Raw genomic sequence first — 19,652 nt, 5'->3', positions numbered from 1 at the left:
TCGATATAGACGGAGAGACAATCATGCATACCACCCGACTCAAATTGCGCGACATCAGCCGCGCCGCCGCGATCGTGATCGCACTGGCGGCCGGCGTGCCAGGCCAGGCCTGGGCACAGTCGAACGCCACCAGTACCATTTTCGGCGAAGTGAGCGCACCTGCCGGCGCCACCGTGGTGCTGGAAAACCTGGCGACGGGCGTGCAGCGTACCCTGACGCCGGATACGTCGGGCCGCTATGTGGCCAACTCCATGCCGCCAGGCCGCTATGCGGTGCGCGTGCTGCGTGCCGGTTCGGTCGAGGCATCTCAGGAAGTCGAAGCGCTGATCGGCGCGGGCGCCGAAGCCAACTTCGGCCCTGCCAGCGCGGCCGGTACCGTGGGGCAGGAGCAGACCGTCGTGGTGAAAGCGTCGCGCAATCCGATCGACGTGTCGAATACGAACAATGGCGTGATCTTCACCGCCAAGGAATTGAAAGCGCTGCCAGTCGGTAACGACGTGGCTTCCATCGTGCAGCTGACGCCGGGCGTGGCGCGCGGCACCAACAGCGTGTACGGCAATGCGCCATCGATCGGCGGGTCGGGCCAGTCGGAAAACGCCTTTTACGTCAACGGCTTCCCCATCACCAACATCCTGACCCAGGTGGGCGCGTCGGAGCTGCCGTTTGGCGCGATCTCGAACCTGCAGGTGCTGTCGGGCGGCTATGGTTCGGAGTTTGGCCGCTCCACGGGCGGCGTGATCAACATCACCACCAAGAGCGGCGGCAACAAGGTCGAATTCGGCGGCAAGGTGTCCATCATCCCCCTCTCGCTGAAGGGCGAGCCGGAAAACACCTATTACCCGAATACGGGCGCCAATCCCAAGACGGACGGCAATCTGCTGTACTGGAACCGCGACAATGGCAGCACCAGCAAGGTGGTGGGCTTGTACGGCAGTGGCCCCCTGATCAAGAACAAGCTGTTCGCCTTCGTGGCGCTGGAACAGACGCGCACCGACAGCCAGGCCGTTGCCGCCACCGCCGACTCGGGCACGGCCCTGGCGCGCGGCTGGAGCACCAGCCAGAGCAAGGTGGACCGCATGATGGCCAAGCTCGACTACAACCTGACGGACGACCATCACTTCGAATACACCAAGCTGTATGACCGCACGAAGACGGACAGCCAGGCGTATGGCTACAGCTACGCCACGCATGCGAGCAACGGCGTACAGGCAGGCAAGGGCGAGACGACGGTCAACTGCTGCGGCTCATCGGCCGCGCCGGGCGCCAATATCGACATCTTCAAATACACGGGCTACCTGACGGACAATCTGACGGTGACGGCCATGATGGGCGAATCGCGCACTTCGCACACCCGTACGCCCAATGGCTACAATCCGCTGCTGGCGCAAACGTCGTCGAATGCATCGACACAGGTGCCTGGCCTGGCGTACGCCAATCCGCAAACGGTGACGGGCACCCTGGTCGACCCGTCGTCGGAAGACCGCCAGAAAGCCAAGCGCCTGGATCTCGAATACAAACTGGGCCAGCACTCGCTGCGCGGTGGCATCGATCGCATCGACGTGGAATCGAAGGTGGGCCTGAGTCTGGCCGGTGGCTACCGCTGGAGCTACCAGCGGGCGACCGATCCGAACCGGGCTATCAACGGCGCTTTTGAGACGCCGGCCCAGGGGGGCGGCTATGGCGCGCAAGGCTATTACGTCAGCAAGGACCTGAACGCCAACCTGGCGCGTCCGACCAGCGTGCAATCGGCGCAATACATTCAGGATCACTACCAGGTCACCGAACGGGTGCTGCTGGACCTGGGCCTGCGCCGCGAACAGTTCACCAACTACAGCACCGATGGCGTGGCTTTCATTTCGCAGCGCAACATGATTGCCCCGCGCGTGGGCGCCACCTGGGATTACCTGGGCGACGGCACCCTGAAATTCTTTGCCAACGGCGGCCGCTACCACTTGCCGGTGCCATCGAATTTGTCGAGCAACATGGCCAGCCCCTTCCTGGCCACCAGCGAGATGTACACTTACACGGGCGTCGATCCCGTCACTGGCGCACCGACGGGCCTGCATGCGATCAGCAAGCCATATTCGGCCAACAACGCTTATGGCCAGAGCCGCGATGCGCGCGAAGTGACGGCCATCGGCCTGAAACCGCTGTCGCAGGATGAATTCTCGCTGGGCTTCGAACGTGCCCTGAGCAAGAAACTGGTGGTGGGCGCCAGCGTCCTGTACCGCAAGCTGAACGATACCAACGACGACGTCTGCGACGCGCGTCCGCTGCAAGCCTGGGCCACGCGCAACAGCGTCGACACGAGCAACTGGGGCGGCTTCCAGTGCGCCATCATCAACCCGGGCCGCGACAACAGCCTGATGGTGGACTTCGATGACGGCAAGGGCTTGCGCCGCGTGGATATCTCGGCGGCAGAGTGGGGCAATCCGCTGCCATCGCGCACCTATCGCGCCTTGAACATGTTCGTCGAACATCCTTACACGAACGGCTGGTACGGCAAACTGACCTACACCCTGTCCGCGCTGAAGGGCAATATGGAAGGCCAGACGGACAGCATCGGCGGCGGCGACGTGGGCCTGACAGTCAGCGACGACCACAAGGAACTGATGTACAACGCCTATGGCTACCTGCCGGGCGACCACCGCCACGCCTTCAAGGCCTACGGCTTCATGCAGGTCATCCCGGACGTGACGGTGGGCGCCAACCTGTCGCTGACCTCGGGCGCGCCACGCAACTGCATCGGCGCGCTGCCCGATAACCTGAAGTTCGAGAACGATTACGGCGATTCCTACTTCTATTGCAATGGCAAGCCGGCGCCGCGCGGCAGCCAGGGCCGCCTGCCATGGCAAGCCCAGCTGGACATGAATGTGGCCTATACTCCCAGCGCCGTCAAGGGCCTGAGCCTGAAAGTGGACGTCTTCAATGTGTTCAACAGCCAGACCGTGACCCGCTATAACGAGACGCGCGAAGACCATGGAGCCATCGCCCGCAGCTATTTGCAGGTGGCCGGCCGCACGGCGCCGCGGTCCGTGCGCTTCACTGCTGAATACACCTATTAAACTGCAGCCGGTCTGCCAAGCGGCGGGCCGGCGACGATCATTACCAATGGAAGCGAGAAGAGACCAATGACGACAACACAATTCAATCGACGCAATTTCCTGTCCGCCAGCGCCGCGCTGGCCGGTGGCGCCATGGCCGGCAGCGCATTGCTGCCTGGCGCCGCCAACGCCGCCCCTGCCGCCGCCCGCGACAAGGTGCGCCTGGGTCTGATCGGCACGGGCATGCGTGGCCAGGTGCTGCTGGCGGAACTGGTGCGCCGCGATGATGTGGAAGTGGTTGCCCTGTGCGATATCGAACCGATCATGCTGAAACACGCGCTGGGCCAGGTGGAAAAAGCCGGCAAGCCGCGTCCGCGCACGTATGGCGAAGACCGCGACCAGAAAGCCTACAAGCGCATGCTGGACGCGGGCGGACTCGATGGCGTGATCATCGCCACGCCGTGGGAATTCCATGCGCCCATGGCGATCGCCGCCATGCAGGCCAAGATACCCGTCGGTTGCGAAGTGGTGGCCGGCATCACCCTGCAAGACCACTGGGATGTGCTCAACACCCAGCTGAAAACGGGCACGCCCTACATGTTGCTGGAAAACGTATGCTACCGCCGCGATGTGATGGCCGCGCTGCAGATGGTGCGCGCGGGGCTGTTCGGCGAACTGCTGCACCTGCAGGGCGGCTACCAGCACGATCTGCGCGCCGTCAAATTCAACAGCGGCAATCCGGCCAAGCCATATGGCGGTGGCGTGGAATTCGGCGAAAAGGGCTGGTCGGAAGCCCATTGGCGCACGCAGCACTCGGTCGAGCGCAATGGCGAACTGTATCCTAGCCACGGCATCGGCCCGTGCGCCATGTACACGAACATCAACCGCGGCAACCGTTTTACGCGCATCAACGCCTTCGCCACCAAGGCGCGCGGCCTGCACGACTACATCGTCAAGCAGCCGGGCGGCGCGCAGCATGCGAATGCCAAGGTGAAATTCAAGCTGGGCGATATCGTCACCACCACGCTGGCGTGCGAAAACGGCGAAACCATCATCCTGCAGCACGACACGAGCCTGCCGCGTCCGTATTCGCTGGGTTTCCGGGTGCAAGGCACGGACGGCCTGTGGATGGACTTGAACAACTCGATTCACATCGAAGGCGTCAGCAAGCCGCACCAGTGGGACGACTTCAAGGCCTACCAGGACAAGTATGACCACCCGGTCTGGCGCAAGTACGCGGCGCAGGCGGAAGGCGCGGGCCACGGCGGCATGGACTTCTTCGTCATCCACGCCTTTGTCGAAGCCCTCAAGGCCAACGCGCCGATGCCGATCGATATCTACGATGCCGTGACGTGGAGCGCCATCACGCCGCTGTCCGAACAGTCTATTGCCGCCAACTTCCAGACCCTGGACTTCCCGGACTTCACGGGCGGGCAGTGGAAATCGCGCAAGCCGATCTTTGCCCTCGACGGCAAGTACTAAGCCTTCACAACCCGCTACCGCGCCTGCCGCCGTAGCGGGTTTTTTCTATTCCAGGAGACGTTGATGAAACACCGAGGTTCATTGCTGTACGCAGTCCTTCCCGCCATGCCCTTGCTGCTGGCAGCCTGCGGCGGCGCCACCGCCACCACCAGCACGGGCGGAACCGCCTTGCTGGCCGCCAGCGTGGCTGCGCCCGCCACGTCCGCCAGCGTGGAACTGGCCGGCAATGCCTTCATCACCAGGGGGCAGGAGGGCGCCGTCATCGGCGAACATGGCCTGGCCGGCTGGAGTAATTCGGCTGCGATAGCCAGTACGTATTTCCGCGTGGACGGGGCGGGCCCCGTCCAGGTGGCGCTCGACGCCAGCCTGGCCGATGGCGGCAACAGCACCATTCGCGTGAAGATCAATGGCACGCCGTTCGACGTCAAGCTGGCCGGCAAGGCCAGCAAGACCTACGCCGTCGGCACCGTCAATGTGCCGGCGGCCGGCTATGTGAAGGTGGACTTGCAGGGATTGACGCGCGCCAAGGCCACGTTCGGCGACGTCACCGCGCTGAAAGTGACGGCGAATGCCACGCTCAATTATGCCAACGATCCGGCTAATTATTACTGGTCGCGGCGCGGACCTTCCGTGCACATGGGCTACACGGTGCCGGCCAATACCGAGTATTTTTATAACGAGATGACGATACCCAAGGGACAGGATGCGATCGGCTCCTATTTCATGGCCAACGGCTTCGGCCAGGGCTATATGGGCATCCAGGTGAAGTCACCGAGCGAGCGCTGGATATTGTTCTCGGTGTGGGATGCCGACAATGGCGCGAAGACCACCCTAGTCAGCAAGGGCGCCGGCGTGGTCGATAATGCTTTCGGTGGCGAAGGCACGGGCGGACAGACTTATCTGTCGTATGACTGGGCGGCCGGCACCACCTACCGTTTCATCACGCGCGCGCGGCCTGATGGCAAGGGCGGCAGCGATTACTCGGCCTGGTTCTTCGCGCCCGAAACGGGCAAGTGGCGCTACATCGCCACCTGGAAGCGGCCGGCCATCAGCACATATTTGACGGGCGTGCATTCCTTCCTCGAGAACTTCATCGATACCCTGGGGTACACGGAGCGCCGCGTCCAGTTCGGCAACCAGTGGGCGAGGAACGTTGCCGGCACCTGGTCGGAAGTGACGGCAGGGCGCTACACGGGCGACGCCACGGCCACCAACGCGCAGCGCATGGATTACGCAGGCGGCCTGGAAAACGGCAGGTTTTACCTGCATAACGGCGGCTTTTTTGCCGATGTCGTGAAAACCGGCCAGAACTTCACACGCCCGGCCACGGGCCAGGCGCCGGCCGTCGATGTGGCAGCCTTGCCGATGCAATAGGCGCCCTTAGCCCGGCCGCTTGCCCACCATCGCCTCGATGCCGCGATAGTAGGTGAGTGGCCGGCCTATCGTCACGCCCATCAATGCCGCCGCCTGGATGATGTCGTTTGTATCGCGCCGGTACACCAGCAGCGCATCCATTTCGTCGGAACCGTTGCCGTCGATCTGGATCAGGTCATAGCCGCCTTCTTCCACGGCGCGCTGCGCCAGTTCCGTGTCCAGCCACTCGAAATAGGGCAGCACGCTGCCGCCACTTTCCTTGAGCAGTTCGTACGGGAAGTCGGGGAATTCGTCGAACATGTCTTGTATCTGTTCGTGCAGTTCATCGAGCTTGTCGCTCGACGCGATATAGTCGACCAGGTGCGAGAGGATCGCCACCGCGTAGGCTTGCGCATCGCTGTCGATCCACTCGTCGCGTGGAGCGGAGGGCGCATCGGTGATGGCGGTGACAGCCTCGTCGAGCTCCTTTCCTTCCAGGTCACCGCAGGTCAGCTTGGTCAGCAGTTCAGATAGCAGCATGTTTGCCTTTCGATGGGGGCGGCATGGCCGGGATGGCCAGCTTGTGCAAGATGTCATAAATACTATCATTGCCGTGCAAGCTGGCGCGTTCTGCAGAACCGATCACGCGCCCTCCGCCGACCGCTTGCGCCGCAGCACCGCCTAGATATAGAATGCGAATCATTATTATTTGCGAACCAGGGAGTATGCGACGTGTCGGCTGCCCAATCCGGCGTCCACCAGGAGGTGGGCAGCCTGTATCACGAACACCACAGGTGGCTGCAAGGCTGGCTCAGGCACAAGTTGGGCAATGCGTTTGACGCGGCCGACGTGGCGCACGACACCTTCATGCGCCTGCTGAGCCGCGACGAGGCCATCGCCGCGCGCGAGCCGCGTGCCTTTCTGACGACGGTGGCCAAAGGCGTGCTGGGCAATCTGTACCGCCGCCGCGACCTGGAGGCGGCCTACCTGGAAACCCTGGCCAGCCTGCCGTCGCAAAGTGCGCCCGATCCCGAGGCGCAGGCGATTTTGCTCGAAGCCCTGTTCGACATCGACCGCCGCCTCGATGGCCTGGCGCCTGCCGTGCGCCGCGCCTTTCTGCTGTCGCAGCTCGATGGCATGCCGCAGGCGGCCATCGCGCTGGAACTGAATATCTCACTGGCCACCGTACAGCGCCACCTGGTTAAAGCCATGCACCAGTGTTTCTTTTCCCAGCCGGCGCCGTGATGGGCGCCTTGACGCCGGAAGCGGCCAGCTTGCAGGCGGTCGAATGGCTGGTGCGCCTGCAGGACGGTGACGCCACGCCGGAAGTGGAGCAGGCGTGGTGCGCCTGGCGCGGCAGCGACCCGAAAAACGAGCAAGCCTGGCAGCATGTGGAAGGCTGCATGGCGCGCATGCGTGCCTTGCCCGCGCCGCTGGCGCACGGCACCCTGGTGCGCAAGCCCGCGCATGCGCAGGCCAATGCGGCGCGCCGGCAGTCGCTCAAGTTGCTGGCGCTGCTGGCCGTGGGTGGCGGCGGCTGGCTGGCGGGCGGCGATGAGCAGGCGCGATACTGGCTGGCCGATTACCGCACCGGCACTGGCGAATTGCGCCACGTCGTGCTGGCGGACGGCACGCGCATCACCCTCAATACGGCCACCTCCATCGACGTGCGCTACGACGCGGACCAGCGCCTGGTGACCCTGTTAAAAGGCGAGATCATGGTCGCTACGGCGCGCGATGTGGCGGGCCGGCCTTTTTTCGTGCGCACGGCCCACGGCCGCTTGCAACCCGTGGGCACGCGCTTTGCCGTGCGAGCTGGCAGCGAAGTCACGCGCCTGGGCGTGTTTGCGGGCGCCGTCGACATGGTGCCGGAACAAGCGCCCGATGCGGCGCGCAGGCTGCAGGCCGGCCAGCAAACCAGCTTTACGGCGGCGCAGATCGGTGCAGTGCAAGCCCTGCCTGCCGGCGCGGATGCGTGGACGGCAGGCATGCTGGTGGCGCACGACATGCCGCTGGCCGATTTTGTCGGTGAGCTGGCCCGCTACCGCCATGGCCGCCTGGCCTGCGATCCCGCCATCGCCCACCTGCGCGTTTCGGGCATCTATCCGCTGGCCGATACGGTGCAAGTACTCGACATGCTGACGCGCACCTTGCCCGTCGACGTGCGCGAGAGCACGCGCTTCTGGGTGACCGTGGTGCCGCATCGGAAGAATTCATGATTAATTTCTGAAAAACTGAGGGGTTTTCGATTTTCGCGTGACATAGCAAGTGAACCCTTCATTCACTTTCAGGAAAACAGTCCGCATGCCCAGCACAACACCTATTTACGCCTCTTCCGCTTCCAGCACATGCCGCCGCAGCGTGGTGGCGCTGGCCGTCAGCCACGCCCTGTGGCTGCTCGCCGCCAGCGGCGCCTCGGCTGCCGCACCTATTGCCCAGGCAGCCAATGCGGCGCGCATCGAACTGGCGATACCCGCCGGCACCCTGGAACAGGTGCTGGTGCGCTTCGGCCAGGAGACGGGCACCATGATCTCTTACCAGGCCGCCACCGTGGCGGGCAAGCGCAGTGCCGGACTGACGGGCAGCTACAGCGTGCCCGAGGCGCTGGGCGCCATCGTCGCCGGTTCCGGCTTGCGCGCCGTGCCGCAGGCAAATGGCGGTTATGTGCTCGACGTGGCTGCGGCCGATGGCGGCCAGACCATGCCCGAGATGAAGGTCAGCGCGAGCGCCGAGGCGAATGGCGCGACGGAAGGCAGCGGCTCGTATACGACGCAGACCATGCGCTCGGCCACGCGCCTGGGCCTGTCCGTGCGCGAGACGCCGCAAGCCGTCAGCGTGGTCACGCGCCAGCAGATGGACGACCAAAATTTACAGACGGTGGAGGAGGTGCTGCAAAACGCGGCCGGCGTGGCCATCAACCGCTACGACAGCGACCGTACCTCATTCTTTGCGCGCGGCTTTTCCATCGCCAGCTACCAGTACGACGGCATTCCCACCACGGTCGACAATGCCTACAACGTGGGTGACAGCACTCTGGACATGACGGCCTACGACAGGGTCGAGATCGTGCGCGGCGCCACGGGCCTGCTCACTGGCGCTGGCGAGCCGTCGGCCACCATCAACCTGGTGCGCAAGCGCGCGTCTTCGAGGCAGCTGGCCGGGAATGCCGCCCTGAGCCTGGGTTCCTGGAACAATGCGCGCGCCAGCGCCGACCTGTCCACGCCCTTGAGCAGCGATGGCAAGGTGCGTGGGCGCGTCGTGGCCAGCTACCAGGACAGCGAATCGTATGTGAACCTGTATCACGGCAAGAAAGCCATGGCCTACGCCACCGTGGAAGCGGACCTGGCGCCCGGCAGCGTGCTGATCGCCGGCTATGAATACCAGGATAACCGCCCGCGCGGCGGCATGTATGGCGGCTTGCCGCTGTGGTATGCGGATGGCGAGCACGCCACGTTTTCCCGCTCCACCACGACGGCAGCCACCTGGAGCCGCTGGTTCAGCACCAGCCAGACGGCTTTCCTGCGCCTGGAGCAGGACCTGGGCAAGGGCTGGAACCTGACGGCCATGCTGAATCACGGCTGGGGCAATTATTCGGCCGCCGAGACCTTCGCCTATACCTGGCCAGACAAGGCCACGGGGCAGGGCGTGACGGGCAGCCCCGGGTTTTACTCGGGCACGCGGCGCCAGGATAGCGTCGACGCCTATGTGCAAGGGCCGCTGCAGCTGCTGGGCCGCACGCACGACCTGGCGTTCGGCGTCTCGGGCAGCAACCAGTTCGCCAGCAATCCTGGCATTTCGGGCGGCAGCGTCGATTACGCCAATTTCCATCAGTGGCAGGGCGTGGCGCCGGAGCCGGACTGGAATGACCCGAATTTTTACCGCTGGAAGCTGCTCGATACGGTGCAGCAGCGTGGCATCTATGGCACGGCGCGCTTGTCGCTGGCCGACCCATTGAAATTGATCGTCGGCGCGCGCTACAGCCGCTACAAGGCTGACCACGTCGATGACTGGGGCGGCAACTACTCCTATGCCAAGCACGCCGTCACGCCCTACGCGGGCCTCGTGTGGGATATTGATGCACAGCATGCGCTGTACACCAGCTACAGCAAGATCTTCAAGCCGCAGGGCTACCAGGACCGCTTCGGGCGCTACCTTGATCCCGTACAAGGCAAGAATTTGGAAGCGGGCGTGAAGGGCGAGTATTTCGGCGGCAAACTCAATGCGGCGCTGGCCGTGTTCCGCATCGCGCAAGATGGCCTGGCGCAGGAAGACACGGGCCATTTTGTCGGCAATTCGCTGACGCAGGCGTATTACGCGGCATCGGGCACCACCAGCAAGGGCGTGGAACTGGACGTCTCGGGCGAGCTGGCACAGGGTTGGAACGTATCGGCCAGCCTGTCGCACGCGGCGGCCGAGGACAACAAGGGAGCGCGCCTGAACAGCTATGTGCCGCAAACCCTGGCGCGCGTGTTTTCCACATACCAGCTGCCTGGCGGCTGGCGCGCATTGTCCGTGGGCGGCGGCGTGAACTGGCAAAGCGGCGCCTACCGCGACGCCACCGGACCGAAGGGCACGCAGCGCGTGGAGCAGGGCGGTTATGCCGTGGCCAGCCTGATGGCGAAATACGCGCTGTCGCGCCAGTTGTCCCTGCAGGCGAACATCAACAACCTGTTCGACAAGCATTACTACAGCCAGCTTGGCATGTACAACCAGGGTTACTGGGGCGCCCCGCGCAACGCCAGCGTCACCCTGCGCTATATCTTCTGATGTATCAGAGTGGCCATGCCTGTTTGGTGACGGCCACGGCGACGATGTAGGCAAATACCAGCACGGCGAGTGCGAAGGCGGCGCCGCGCACGGCTGGCGTCTTGCCACGTTTCAGGGCGATGGTGCCCAGCACGATGTAGGCCACCAGCGCGCACAGCTTGGCGGCCAGCCAGGGCTGGCTGCCCGGCGACTGGCCGCTCCACACGGCCAGGGCGATGGCGCTGGCCAGCAAGGCCGTGTCGACCAGGTGCGGCAGGATTTTTACCCAGCGCTGCTGCAAGGCGGGCGAGGCGCGCAACATCCAGGCGCCACGCAAGAGGAAAAGAAAGCCGCTGGCAGCGGCGCAACCCATGTGGAAATGCTTGAGGCTCAGATAATCCATGCGTGATGTGATGGGCGTTGATTGACGATGGCGCCAGCATAGCCGCCTTTGACGTGCCGCGCCATACGCCGTCGGGAGGACGCGCAATCAGCGGCACCATTTTACGTACACCAACTCCGGGTCACCCTCATCGAGATGGTCGATCTGGCCGCTGCGCACGAAGCCCGCGCGGGCGAACAACTGTTGCGCTGCCAGGTTGGACGCGTTGGTCGAGGTGAATATTTTCGCTGTCTGGCACGCGGCTTCGGCGGCCGCCAGCAGGCGCAAGCCCACGCCGCGCCGCTGCTGCCCGGGAGCGACTACCACCAGCGAGACAAAAGCGTAGCCAAAGAAGTCGTCGTGCGTGAGGACATAGCCGGCCACCTGGCCGGCGCAAATGGCCACCAGGCATTGCCCCTTGCCTACGGCGGCGCCCACGGCATCGCCCCGGCTGGCGTGCGCCTGCGCGTACGCATCGCAGGCCAGCATGGCTTCCACATCGCCAGCCTGGGCCGCGCGCGTGAGGACGGTGTCTGTTTCGTTCCTGTTCTCCATGCCGCTCCTATTCTCCAGGCGCCGAGTGTGCCAAAAATACGTCCGTTTGTAAAACGCCCGCCATCCAGGCTAGGTCCGCGTGCCTGCATCTAGTCACTTTTGCCGATGCGGCTATCCAGATTGCCTTCCCAAAATCACCCTGTGGCCGATAGTGCCTTTCGTCACTGCCACGTAAGCTGGTCGGGACGGCTGGCCAGACGGCCAGTGCATTCATGGAGAAACATCGTGGCTACCCTAGATGGCACTAAGAACAACAGTAGTAACAAGGCAGTCGAACCGGGCATGCGGCGCAAGCAGGCGTCCGTGCTGATCAGCAGTACCTTCGCGTTTACCATCTGCTTTGCGGTATGGATGATGTTTGCCGTGCTGGGCATCCCCATCAAGACCAGCCTGGGCTTGACGGAAACGCAATTCGGCCTTCTGGCCGCCATGCCCGTGCTGACGGGTTCCCTCGTGCGCGTGCCGCTGGGTATCTGGACGGACAAATACGGCGGACGCCGCGTTTTCTTCCTGCTGATGCTGGCCAGCGTGGTGCCGATTTACCTGATTTCCTACGCCACCGCCTACTGGCACTTCCTCTTGCTGGGCATGTTCGTGGGTCTGGCGGGCGGCTCGTTCTCCGTCGGTACGCCGTATGTGGCGCGCTGGTATGAAAAGGAGCGCCGCGGCCTGGCAATGGGCATTTTCGGTGCGGGGAACTCCGGTTCGGCGCTGACCAAGTTCGTCGCGCCGGGCATCGTCGCCGCCTTTGGCTGGCAAATGCTGCCGAAGGTGTATGCGGTGGCCATGCTGGCCACGGCCATCATCTTCTGGCTGTTTTCGTACACGGACAAATCACACCTGGCACCATCGGGCGAAAGCTTTTCGGCGCAGATGAAGGTGCTGAAGGACCCGCGCGTGTGGCGCTACTGCCAGTACTACTCGGTGGTGTTCGGCGGCTACGTGGCGCTGGCGCTGTGGATGACGAAGTACTACGTGGCCGAATACGGCTTCGACCTGAAGCATGCGGCGCTGCTGGCCGCCTGCTTCTCGCTGCCTGGCGGCGTGCTGCGCGCGCTGGGCGGCTGGATCTCGGACAAATACGGTGCGGCAAAGGTGACGTGGGCCGTGATGTGGGTGTGCTGGGTGTGCTTCTTCCTGCTGTCGTATCCGCAAACGCAGATGGTGGTGGAAACTGTCACGGGGCCGCTGGCTATCCACATCGGCCTGTCGCCGCTGTGGTTCACCGCGCTGCTGTTCATCGTCGGCATCGCCATGGCCGTGGGCAAGGCGTCCGTCTTCAAGTTCATCGGTGATGACTTTTCCGACAATATCGGTGCCGTTTCGGGCGTGGTGGGCCTGGCGGGCGGTCTCGGTGGCTTCATCTTGCCCGTGATGTTCGGCGCCCTGGTGGACTTCACCGGCGTGCGCTCGAGCGCCTTCATGCTCCTGTACGGCACCGTCTGCGTTTCCCTCGTCTGGATGTATTTCTCGTTCAAGCCGCTCCGTGCGGCGACTAACCCTCAACCTGCAGGAGTAACGTTATGAGTAAGCTCGTGAGCCGCTACATGATCAATACGTGGGAGCCGGAAACCCCGAGCTTCTGGCAAAACACGGGCAAGGCCACGGCCGCGCGCAACCTGTGGATTTCGATTCCCGCGCTGCTGCTGGCGTTCGCCGTGTGGATGGTGTGGAGCGTGGTGGTCGTCAACCTGCCCAACATCGGTTTCACCTACAGCAACAACCAGCTGTTCTGGCTGACGGCCTTGCCTGGCCTGTCCGGCGCCACCTTGCGCATCTTTTATTCGTTCATGGTGCCCATCTTTGGCGGCCGCCGCTGGACGGCCATTTCCACGGGATCGCTCCTGATTCCCGCGATCGGCATCGGCCTGGCCGTGCAGGATGTAAACACGGGCTATCCGACCATGCTGATCCTGGCGCTGCTGTGCGGCTTTGGCGGCGGCAATTTTGCCTCGTCGATGGCCAACATCAGCTTTTTCTATCCGAAGGCGAGCAAGGGCTTCGCGCTGGGCATGAATGCTGGCCTGGGCAACCTGGGCGTGTCGGTGGTGCAGTTCGTCGTGCCGCTGGTGATCACCTTCGCCGTCTTCGGCGCCTGGGGCGGCGATTCGCTCACCTGGATCAAGAATGGCGTGAGCAAGGACATGTGGCTGCAAAACGCGGGCTTCATCTGGGTGCCATTCATCGCCTTGAGTACCTTGCTGGCCTGGTTCGGCATGAATGACCTGGCCTCGGCCAAGGCTTCGTTTTCCGAACAGGCCGTGATCTTCAAGCGCAAGCACAACTGGCTCATGTGCTGGCTGTACACGGGCACCTTCGGCTCCTTCATCGGTTATTCGGCCGCCTTTCCGCTGCTGATCAAGATCCAGTTCCCCGACGTGAACCCGCTCGATTATGCCTTCCTCGGCCCCTTGGTAGGTGCGCTGGCGCGCGTGGCCGGTGGCGTGATTTCCGATAAATTGGGCGGCGCCCGCGTCACCCTGTGGTCCTTCCTGCTGATGATAGGCGCCGTGCTGGGCGTGCTGTACTTCATGCCGCAAGCCGGCGTGGGTGGTAGTTTTAGTGGCTTCTTCTGGATGTTCATGCTGCTGTTCGCCGGCACGGGCATCGGCAATGCGTCGACCTTCCGCATGATTCCCGTGATCTTTTTGACGGAGCATCAGCGCGCGGCCGCCGGCAAGGGCAAGGCGGCGCAGGAGCAAGCCATCGTCGACGCCAACAAGGAGGGGGCGGCAGTCCTGGGCTTCACGTCGGCCGTGGCGGCCTACGGTGCCTTCTTCATTCCGAAAAGCTATGGCACCTCGATTTCGCTGACGGGCAGCCCCGATGCGGCCCTGTGGTGCTTCATCGGCTTTTATGTCAGCTGCATCGCGATCACCTGGTGGTGCTATGCCCGCAAGAACGCGCCGATGCCTTGCTAGTTAGAACGTCTGGCAAGTCGTTCTTGCCAGACGTTGAGGAAATGAAAGTATGTCATGGAAGAACTGGAAAAATTCGTCAACGGCTTCAGCCTGTTTCAGCAGCAGTACTTCAGCGAGCCGCAGACCTTGTACGACAGCTTGCGCGATGGGCAGCGGCCCACGACCTTGCTGATCGGTTGCTGCGATTCGCGCGTCGACCCCATGCTGCTGACGGGCAGCGACCCGGGTGACATGTTCGTCGTGCGCAATATCGCCAACCTGGTGCCGCCGTGTACGCCCGACGCGCCGCCCGGCGTCAGCTCGGCCATCGAGTTCGCCGTCTGCAAGCTCGAAGTGGCCAGGGTGATCGTGCTCGGACATGCGCGCTGCGGCGGCATCCGCGCGTTGCTGGAACCGCAGCCGCGCGCGGAAGGCCAGGAAACGGACTTCGTCGGCCAGTGGATGCGCATTGCCGAACCGGTGGCGCAGCGCGTGCGGCGCGAGCTGGCGCACCGCTCATCGGAAGAGCAGCACCATGCGTGCGAACTGGCCAGCATCCTGCAGTCGCTGGACAATCTGCTGACCTACCCTTGGCTGAAGCGCCGGGTGGAGCAAGGGGTGTTGAAACTGCATGGCTGGTATTTCGACATCGACAGCGGCGCCCTGATGGCGTATTCGGCGCGCCAGCAGCAGTTTTTGCCCCTGGTATGCCCGATAGAGCGCGCGCGGCATCTGCATGAGCGCCCGTGGCCCGATGCGGCCAGGTAATCCGAAACGTGCCGCCAACAATGTGTCGGATTACGCTACGCTAATCCGACCTACCTTGCATAATTGGTGGAAGAATGATGTAGGTCGGATTAGCCCGCAGGGCGTAATCCGACAAGTTCCCTCAGCTAAAACGTAACAAATCCCCGCTGCGGTCAAACGCCAGCAGGCCGTCGATGCGCCCTTGCTCGATGGCTGTCACCATGGCGCGCAGGGGCGCTTCGCATTCCTGCGCGGCGGGCGGCTGGCCGTCCTGGCCCGCCAGTCCCGCCACGAAGACCACGTCCCAGTGCGTCTGCATCTGTTTCGACTCCTCCTTCAATGTATCGAAGCTGTCCAGCTCCTCGGGCAGCTTGTCTGCGCACATCACAGGCGTGAGGGACTTGCCCTGGCCGCCAGGCTGGGCCTGCGCCTGGGTAAAGGTGAACAGCAGGCGTTGCGGCTGCTCCTGGTTGCGGGCGCTGCGCAGCAGGCTGGCGTAATCGGTGATGGACATGGTTTTCTCCTGGTTGAACGATGGCGACAGGTATACCGCAGCAGGTCTGCGGTGCCCATAGGCAATAGTGACTACCCGCCTATGCATTCCTGGTGCGGGAAACCGACTTCTTGCCAATACCGCCGAGCAGGGCGCATCGATAGACTGTTTGTATCGACGCTTGAGCCATCCTGCTTGCAGCGTTTTTTAAGACCTGGCGCCGCTGTCCGCGGCGTAATGTGGAGGTAGCATGAGTCACTTTCTGGACCGCCTGAAATTTTTTAGCAAGCCCGCCGAGCCGTTTTCCAACGGCCATGGCACCGTGGTCGATGAAGACCGTACCTGGGAAAACGCCTATCGCCAGCGCTGGCAGCACGACAAGATCGTGCGTTCCACGCATGGCGTGAACTGTACCGGCTCGTGCAGCTGGAAGGTGTATGTCAAGAATGGCCTGATCACCTGGGAAACCCAGCAAACCGATTACCCGCGCACGCGGCCCGACCTGCCCAATCACGAGCCCCGCGGCTGCCCGCGCGGCGCCAGCTATTCCTGGTACGTGTATTCGGCGCAGCGCGTGAAGTATCCGATGGTGCGCGGCCGCCTGATGGAAATGTGGCGCGAGGCGCGCAAGACCATGGACCCCGTGACGGCCTGGGACTGGATCAGCCAGGATCCCGTGCGCTCGCAGCAGTACAAATCCATCCGCGGCCTGGGCGGCTTCGTGCGCGCCACGTGGGAAGAATCGAATGAAATCATCGCCGCCGCGAATGCGCTGACGATCAAAAAATATGGCCCGGACCGCATCGTCGGCTTCTCGCCGATTCCCGCCATGTCCATGGTCAGCTATGCCTCCGGCACGCGCTACCTGTCGCTGATCGGCGGCGTGGCCCTGAGCTTCTACGACTGGTACTGCGACTTGCCGCCCGCCAGCCCGCAAGTGTGGGGCGAACAGACGGACGTGCCGGAATCGGCCGACTGGTACAACTCGACCTATTTGATGGTGTGGGGCTCGAACGTGCCGATGACGCGCACGCCGGACGCCCACTTCTACACGGAAGTGCGCTACAAGGGCACGAAAACCGTGGCTATCTCTCCCGATTACGGCGAAATGGTGAAGTTCGGCGACATCTGGCTGGCGCCTAAACAAGGCACGGACGCCGCGCTGGCGCTGGCCATGGGGCACGTCATCCTCAAGGAATTCCACTCGGAAGGGCAGAGCGCCTACTTCCGCGAGTATGCGCGCCAGTACACGGACTTCCCCATGCTGGTGCTGCTCAAGGAGCATAACGGCACCCTGGTGCCCGACTACTTCCTGCGCGCTTCGCACCTGGACAACAACCTCGACGAAACCAATAACCCGGAATGGAAAACCCTGGTCATCGACGAAACCACGGGGACAATCACGGCGCCGGCCGGCTCCATCGGCTTCCGCTGGGGTGAGTCGGGCAAGTGGAACCTGGAACAGAAGGCGGGCGGCAGCGGCGTGCCCATCGTGCCGATGCTCTCCATGATCAACGACAGCGACGCCGTCACGGAAGTGGGTTTCGCCTACTTCGGCGGCAAGGATGCGGCTGACATGCTGCTGCGCAAAGTGCCGGTGAAGACCATCCGCCTGGCCGATGGCACGACGGGCCTGGTCACCACCGTGTTCGACCTGACCCTCGCCAACTACGGCATCGACCGTGGCCTCGGTGGCGGAAACGTGGCGGAAAGCTATGACGACGACGTGCCTTACACCCCCGCGTGGCAGGAAAAGCACACAGGCGTGAAGCGCGCCGACGTCATCACCGTGGCGCGCCAGTTCGCGCAAAACGCGGACCAGACGCGCGGCAAGAGCATGGTCATCGTGGGCGCCGGCCTGAATCACTGGTACCACATGGACATGACCTATCGCGGCATCATCAACATGCTGATGATGTGCGGCTGTATCGGCCAGTCCGGCGGCGGCTGGGCCCACTACGTGGGCCAGGAAAAACTGCGTCCGCAAACGGGCTGGACGCCATTGGCCTTCGCCCAGGACTGGGTGCGTCCGATGCGCCAGATGAACGGCACCTCGTTCTTCTATGCCCACACCAGCCAATGGCGCCACGAAAAGCTGGAAACGGGCGACATCGCCTCACCATCGGCGGCGGGCGGCACGGGTGACCTGACTCTGCTCGACTATAACGCCAAGGCTGAACGCATGGGCTGGCTGCCATCGGCGCCGCAGCTGCAAACCAATCCGCTGGAAGTGGCCAAGGCCGCCAAGGCGGCAGGGCAGGCACCGGCCGCGTATGCGCTCGATCAGATCAAGGCGGGCCAGCTGCAGTTCTCGTGCGACGATCCGGACAATCCAGCCAACTTCCCGCGCAATATGTTTGTCTGGCGCTCGAATATCCTGGGCAGCTCGGGCAAGGGCCACGAGTACTTCCTCAAGTATTTGCTGGGCACGCAGAATGGCTTGCTCAGCGACGAAGACGACTGCATCACGCCAAAGCAGGTGAAAGTGCGTCCCGCCGCCGAAGGCAAGCTCGATCTGCTGGTGGTGCTGGACTTCCGCATGTCGACCACCTGCCTGTATGGCGACGTGGTGCTGCCGACGGCCACCTGGTATGAAAAGGATGACTTGAATACCTCGGACATGCACCCCTTCATCCACCCGCTGTCGGAAGCCGTGCAGCCCCTGTGGCAATCGAAGTCGGACTGGGAAATCTACAAGGGCATCGCCGAGAAATTCTCGGAAATCGGTGGCGAACTTCTGGGCACCCAGCAAGACATCATCCTCACGCCGCTGATGCACGATACGCCAGGCGAGCTGGGCCAGCCTTTCGATCCCAAGGACTGGCGCGCCGGTGAATGCGAGGCCATCCCGGGCAAGACCATGCCGAACATGACCGTGGTCGAGCGCAATTACCGCGACGTGTACAAGAAGTTCACCTCGATCGGACCGCTGCTGGAGAGCATCGGCAACGGCGGCAAGGGCATTTCCTGGAAAACGGGCCATGAAGTCGAGGTACTGCGCGGCATCAACCGCACGGTGCTCGATGAAGGCGTGTCGAAGGGCCAGCCGCGCCTCGACACGGCCATCGATGCGGCCGAGATGATCCTGACGCTGGCGCCGGAAACGAATGGCCACGTGGCCGTCAAGGCCTGGGCCGCGCTGTCCGCCATCACGGGACGCGAGCACACGCATCTGGCCAAGCCGCGCGAGCATGACAGCATCCGCTTCCGCGATGTACAGGCGCAGCCGCGCAAGATCATTTCCTCGCCCACCTGGTCAGGACTGGAAAGCGAAGAAGTCAGCTACACGGCCGGCTATACCAACGTGCATGAAATGATCCCATGGCGCACCCTGACGGGCCGCCAGCAGTTTTACCAGGATCACCTGTGGATGCGTGATTTTGGCGAAGGGCTGTGCGTGTACAAGCCGGCCATCAACACGAAGACGACGGAAGCGCTGTTGGGTACCAAGCCGAACGGCAACAGGGAACTGGCGCTGAACTTTCTGACGCCGCACCAGAAATGGGGCATCCACTCCACGTATTCGGACAACCTGCGCATGCTGACCCTGTCACGCGGCGGGCCGCACGTATGGCTGTCGGAAATCGATGCGAAAACGGCCGGTATCGTCGACAACGACTGGATCGAAGTCTTCAACGTGAATGGCAGCCTGACGGCGCGTGCCATCGTCAGCCAGCGCATCCCGGCCGGCATGACGATGATGTACCACGCCCAGGAAAAGATCATCAACGTGCCCGGCGCGGAGATGACGGGCAAGCGGGGCGGCATCCATAACTCGGTGACGCGCGCCGTGCCCAAGCCGACGCACATGATCGGCGGCTACGCCCAGCTGGCCTACGGTTTCAATTACTACGGCACGGTGGGCTCCAACCGCGATGAATTCGTATTGGTGCGCAAGATGAACAAGGTTGACTGGCTCGAAGGCCCGTTGCAGGAAGAAGGAGCATAGT

General features: G+C 63.3%; 14 protein-coding genes. 10 read left to right on the top strand and 4 right to left on the bottom strand.

Annotated features, from left to right (window positions below; genetic code table 11):
- The first annotated feature begins 23 nt into the window (after window positions 1-23).
- The 3 genes from C8C89_RS19080 (at window position 24) to C8C89_RS19070 (ending at window position 5,900) form a co-directional block, all read left to right on the top strand.
- Window positions 24-3,065, top strand: a complete 3,042-nt coding sequence (locus C8C89_RS19080; protein ID WP_133991818.1) for a TonB-dependent receptor — start codon at window positions 24-26, stop codon at window positions 3,063-3,065.
- Window positions 3,066-3,131: 66 nt separating this feature from the next.
- Window positions 3,132-4,526, top strand: a complete 1,395-nt coding sequence (locus tag C8C89_RS19075; RefSeq protein WP_133991815.1) for a Gfo/Idh/MocA family oxidoreductase — start codon at window positions 3,132-3,134, stop codon at window positions 4,524-4,526.
- A gap of 63 nt (window positions 4,527-4,589) precedes the next feature.
- Complete coding sequence (locus C8C89_RS19070; RefSeq protein WP_243858107.1) at window positions 4,590-5,900, top strand: DUF5077 domain-containing protein; 1,311 nt, start codon at window positions 4,590-4,592, stop codon at window positions 5,898-5,900.
- Window positions 5,901-5,906: 6 nt separating this feature from the next.
- Here the strand turns inward: C8C89_RS19070 and C8C89_RS19065 are convergent, their stop codons facing one another.
- Complete coding sequence (locus C8C89_RS19065) at window positions 5,907-6,419, bottom strand: hypothetical protein (protein ID WP_133991811.1); 513 nt, start codon at window positions 6,417-6,419, stop codon at window positions 5,907-5,909.
- A 192-nt stretch (window positions 6,420-6,611) separates the two neighbouring features.
- On the opposite strand from C8C89_RS19065, the gene C8C89_RS19060 reads away from it, so the two are divergent.
- The 3 genes from C8C89_RS19060 (at window position 6,612) to C8C89_RS19050 (ending at window position 10,646) form a co-directional block, all read left to right on the top strand.
- Window positions 6,612-7,124 carry a sigma-70 family RNA polymerase sigma factor gene (locus C8C89_RS19060; RefSeq protein WP_101481090.1) on the top strand — a complete coding sequence of 171 codons (513 nt, stop codon included), beginning with the start codon at window positions 6,612-6,614 and terminating at the stop codon, window positions 7,122-7,124.
- On the top strand, window positions 7,097-8,098 hold the full coding sequence (locus C8C89_RS19055; RefSeq protein ID WP_243858106.1) for a FecR domain-containing protein: 1,002 nt from the start codon (window positions 7,097-7,099) through the stop codon (window positions 8,096-8,098). Before C8C89_RS19060 ends, C8C89_RS19055 begins: the two co-directional genes overlap by 28 nt.
- Window positions 8,099-8,183: 85 nt before the next feature.
- A complete protein-coding gene (locus C8C89_RS19050; protein ID WP_133991808.1) occupies window positions 8,184-10,646 on the top strand; it encodes a TonB-dependent receptor in 2,463 nt (820 codons plus the stop codon).
- A gap of 4 nt (window positions 10,647-10,650) precedes the next feature.
- On the opposite strand, the gene C8C89_RS19045 is transcribed toward C8C89_RS19050, so the two are convergent.
- Both C8C89_RS19045 and C8C89_RS19040 read right to left on the bottom strand, forming a co-directional pair.
- Window positions 10,651-11,028, bottom strand: coding sequence for a SirB2 family protein (locus C8C89_RS19045; protein ID WP_101481093.1), 378 nt, complete (start codon window positions 11,026-11,028; stop codon window positions 10,651-10,653).
- Between the two features lie 87 nt (window positions 11,029-11,115).
- A complete protein-coding gene (locus tag C8C89_RS19040) occupies window positions 11,116-11,562 on the bottom strand; it encodes a GNAT family N-acetyltransferase (protein WP_133991805.1) in 447 nt (148 codons plus the stop codon).
- A 282-nt stretch (window positions 11,563-11,844) separates the two neighbouring features.
- Here C8C89_RS19040 and C8C89_RS19035 point away from each other — a divergent pair, with 282 nt between their 5' ends.
- Genes C8C89_RS19035 through C8C89_RS19025 form a run of 3 tightly spaced genes read left to right on the top strand, consistent with a single transcriptional unit; the run spans window position 11,845 to window position 15,230 of the window.
- Window positions 11,845-13,089, top strand: a complete 1,245-nt coding sequence (locus C8C89_RS19035; RefSeq protein WP_101481095.1) for a nitrate/nitrite transporter — start codon at window positions 11,845-11,847, stop codon at window positions 13,087-13,089.
- 8 nt (window positions 13,090-13,097) lie between these two features.
- Window positions 13,098-14,483, top strand: a complete 1,386-nt coding sequence (locus C8C89_RS19030; protein ID WP_133993522.1) for a NarK family nitrate/nitrite MFS transporter — start codon at window positions 13,098-13,100, stop codon at window positions 14,481-14,483.
- 54 nt (window positions 14,484-14,537) lie between these two features.
- Window positions 14,538-15,230, top strand: coding sequence for a carbonic anhydrase (locus C8C89_RS19025; protein ID WP_071077551.1), 693 nt, complete (start codon window positions 14,538-14,540; stop codon window positions 15,228-15,230).
- A gap of 121 nt (window positions 15,231-15,351) precedes the next feature.
- On the opposite strand, the gene C8C89_RS19020 is transcribed toward C8C89_RS19025, so the two are convergent.
- On the bottom strand, window positions 15,352-15,723 hold the full coding sequence (locus C8C89_RS19020) for a ribonucleotide reductase subunit alpha (RefSeq protein ID WP_133991803.1): 372 nt from the start codon (window positions 15,721-15,723) through the stop codon (window positions 15,352-15,354).
- A 229-nt stretch (window positions 15,724-15,952) separates the two neighbouring features.
- On the opposite strand from C8C89_RS19020, the gene C8C89_RS19015 reads away from it, so the two are divergent.
- Window positions 15,953-19,651: a nitrate reductase subunit alpha gene (locus tag C8C89_RS19015; RefSeq protein WP_133991799.1), complete on the top strand. Its 3,699-nt coding sequence runs from the start codon at window positions 15,953-15,955 to the stop codon at window positions 19,649-19,651.
- Window position 19,652 lies beyond the last annotated feature (1 nt).

The sequence above is a fragment of the Janthinobacterium sp. 75 genome, from assembly GCF_004365495.1.
Lineage (GTDB): Bacteria > Pseudomonadota > Gammaproteobacteria > Burkholderiales > Burkholderiaceae_D > Janthinobacterium.
Note: the sequence above shows the minus strand (reverse complement) of the source record. Positions and strands in the feature narration are given on the sequence as shown.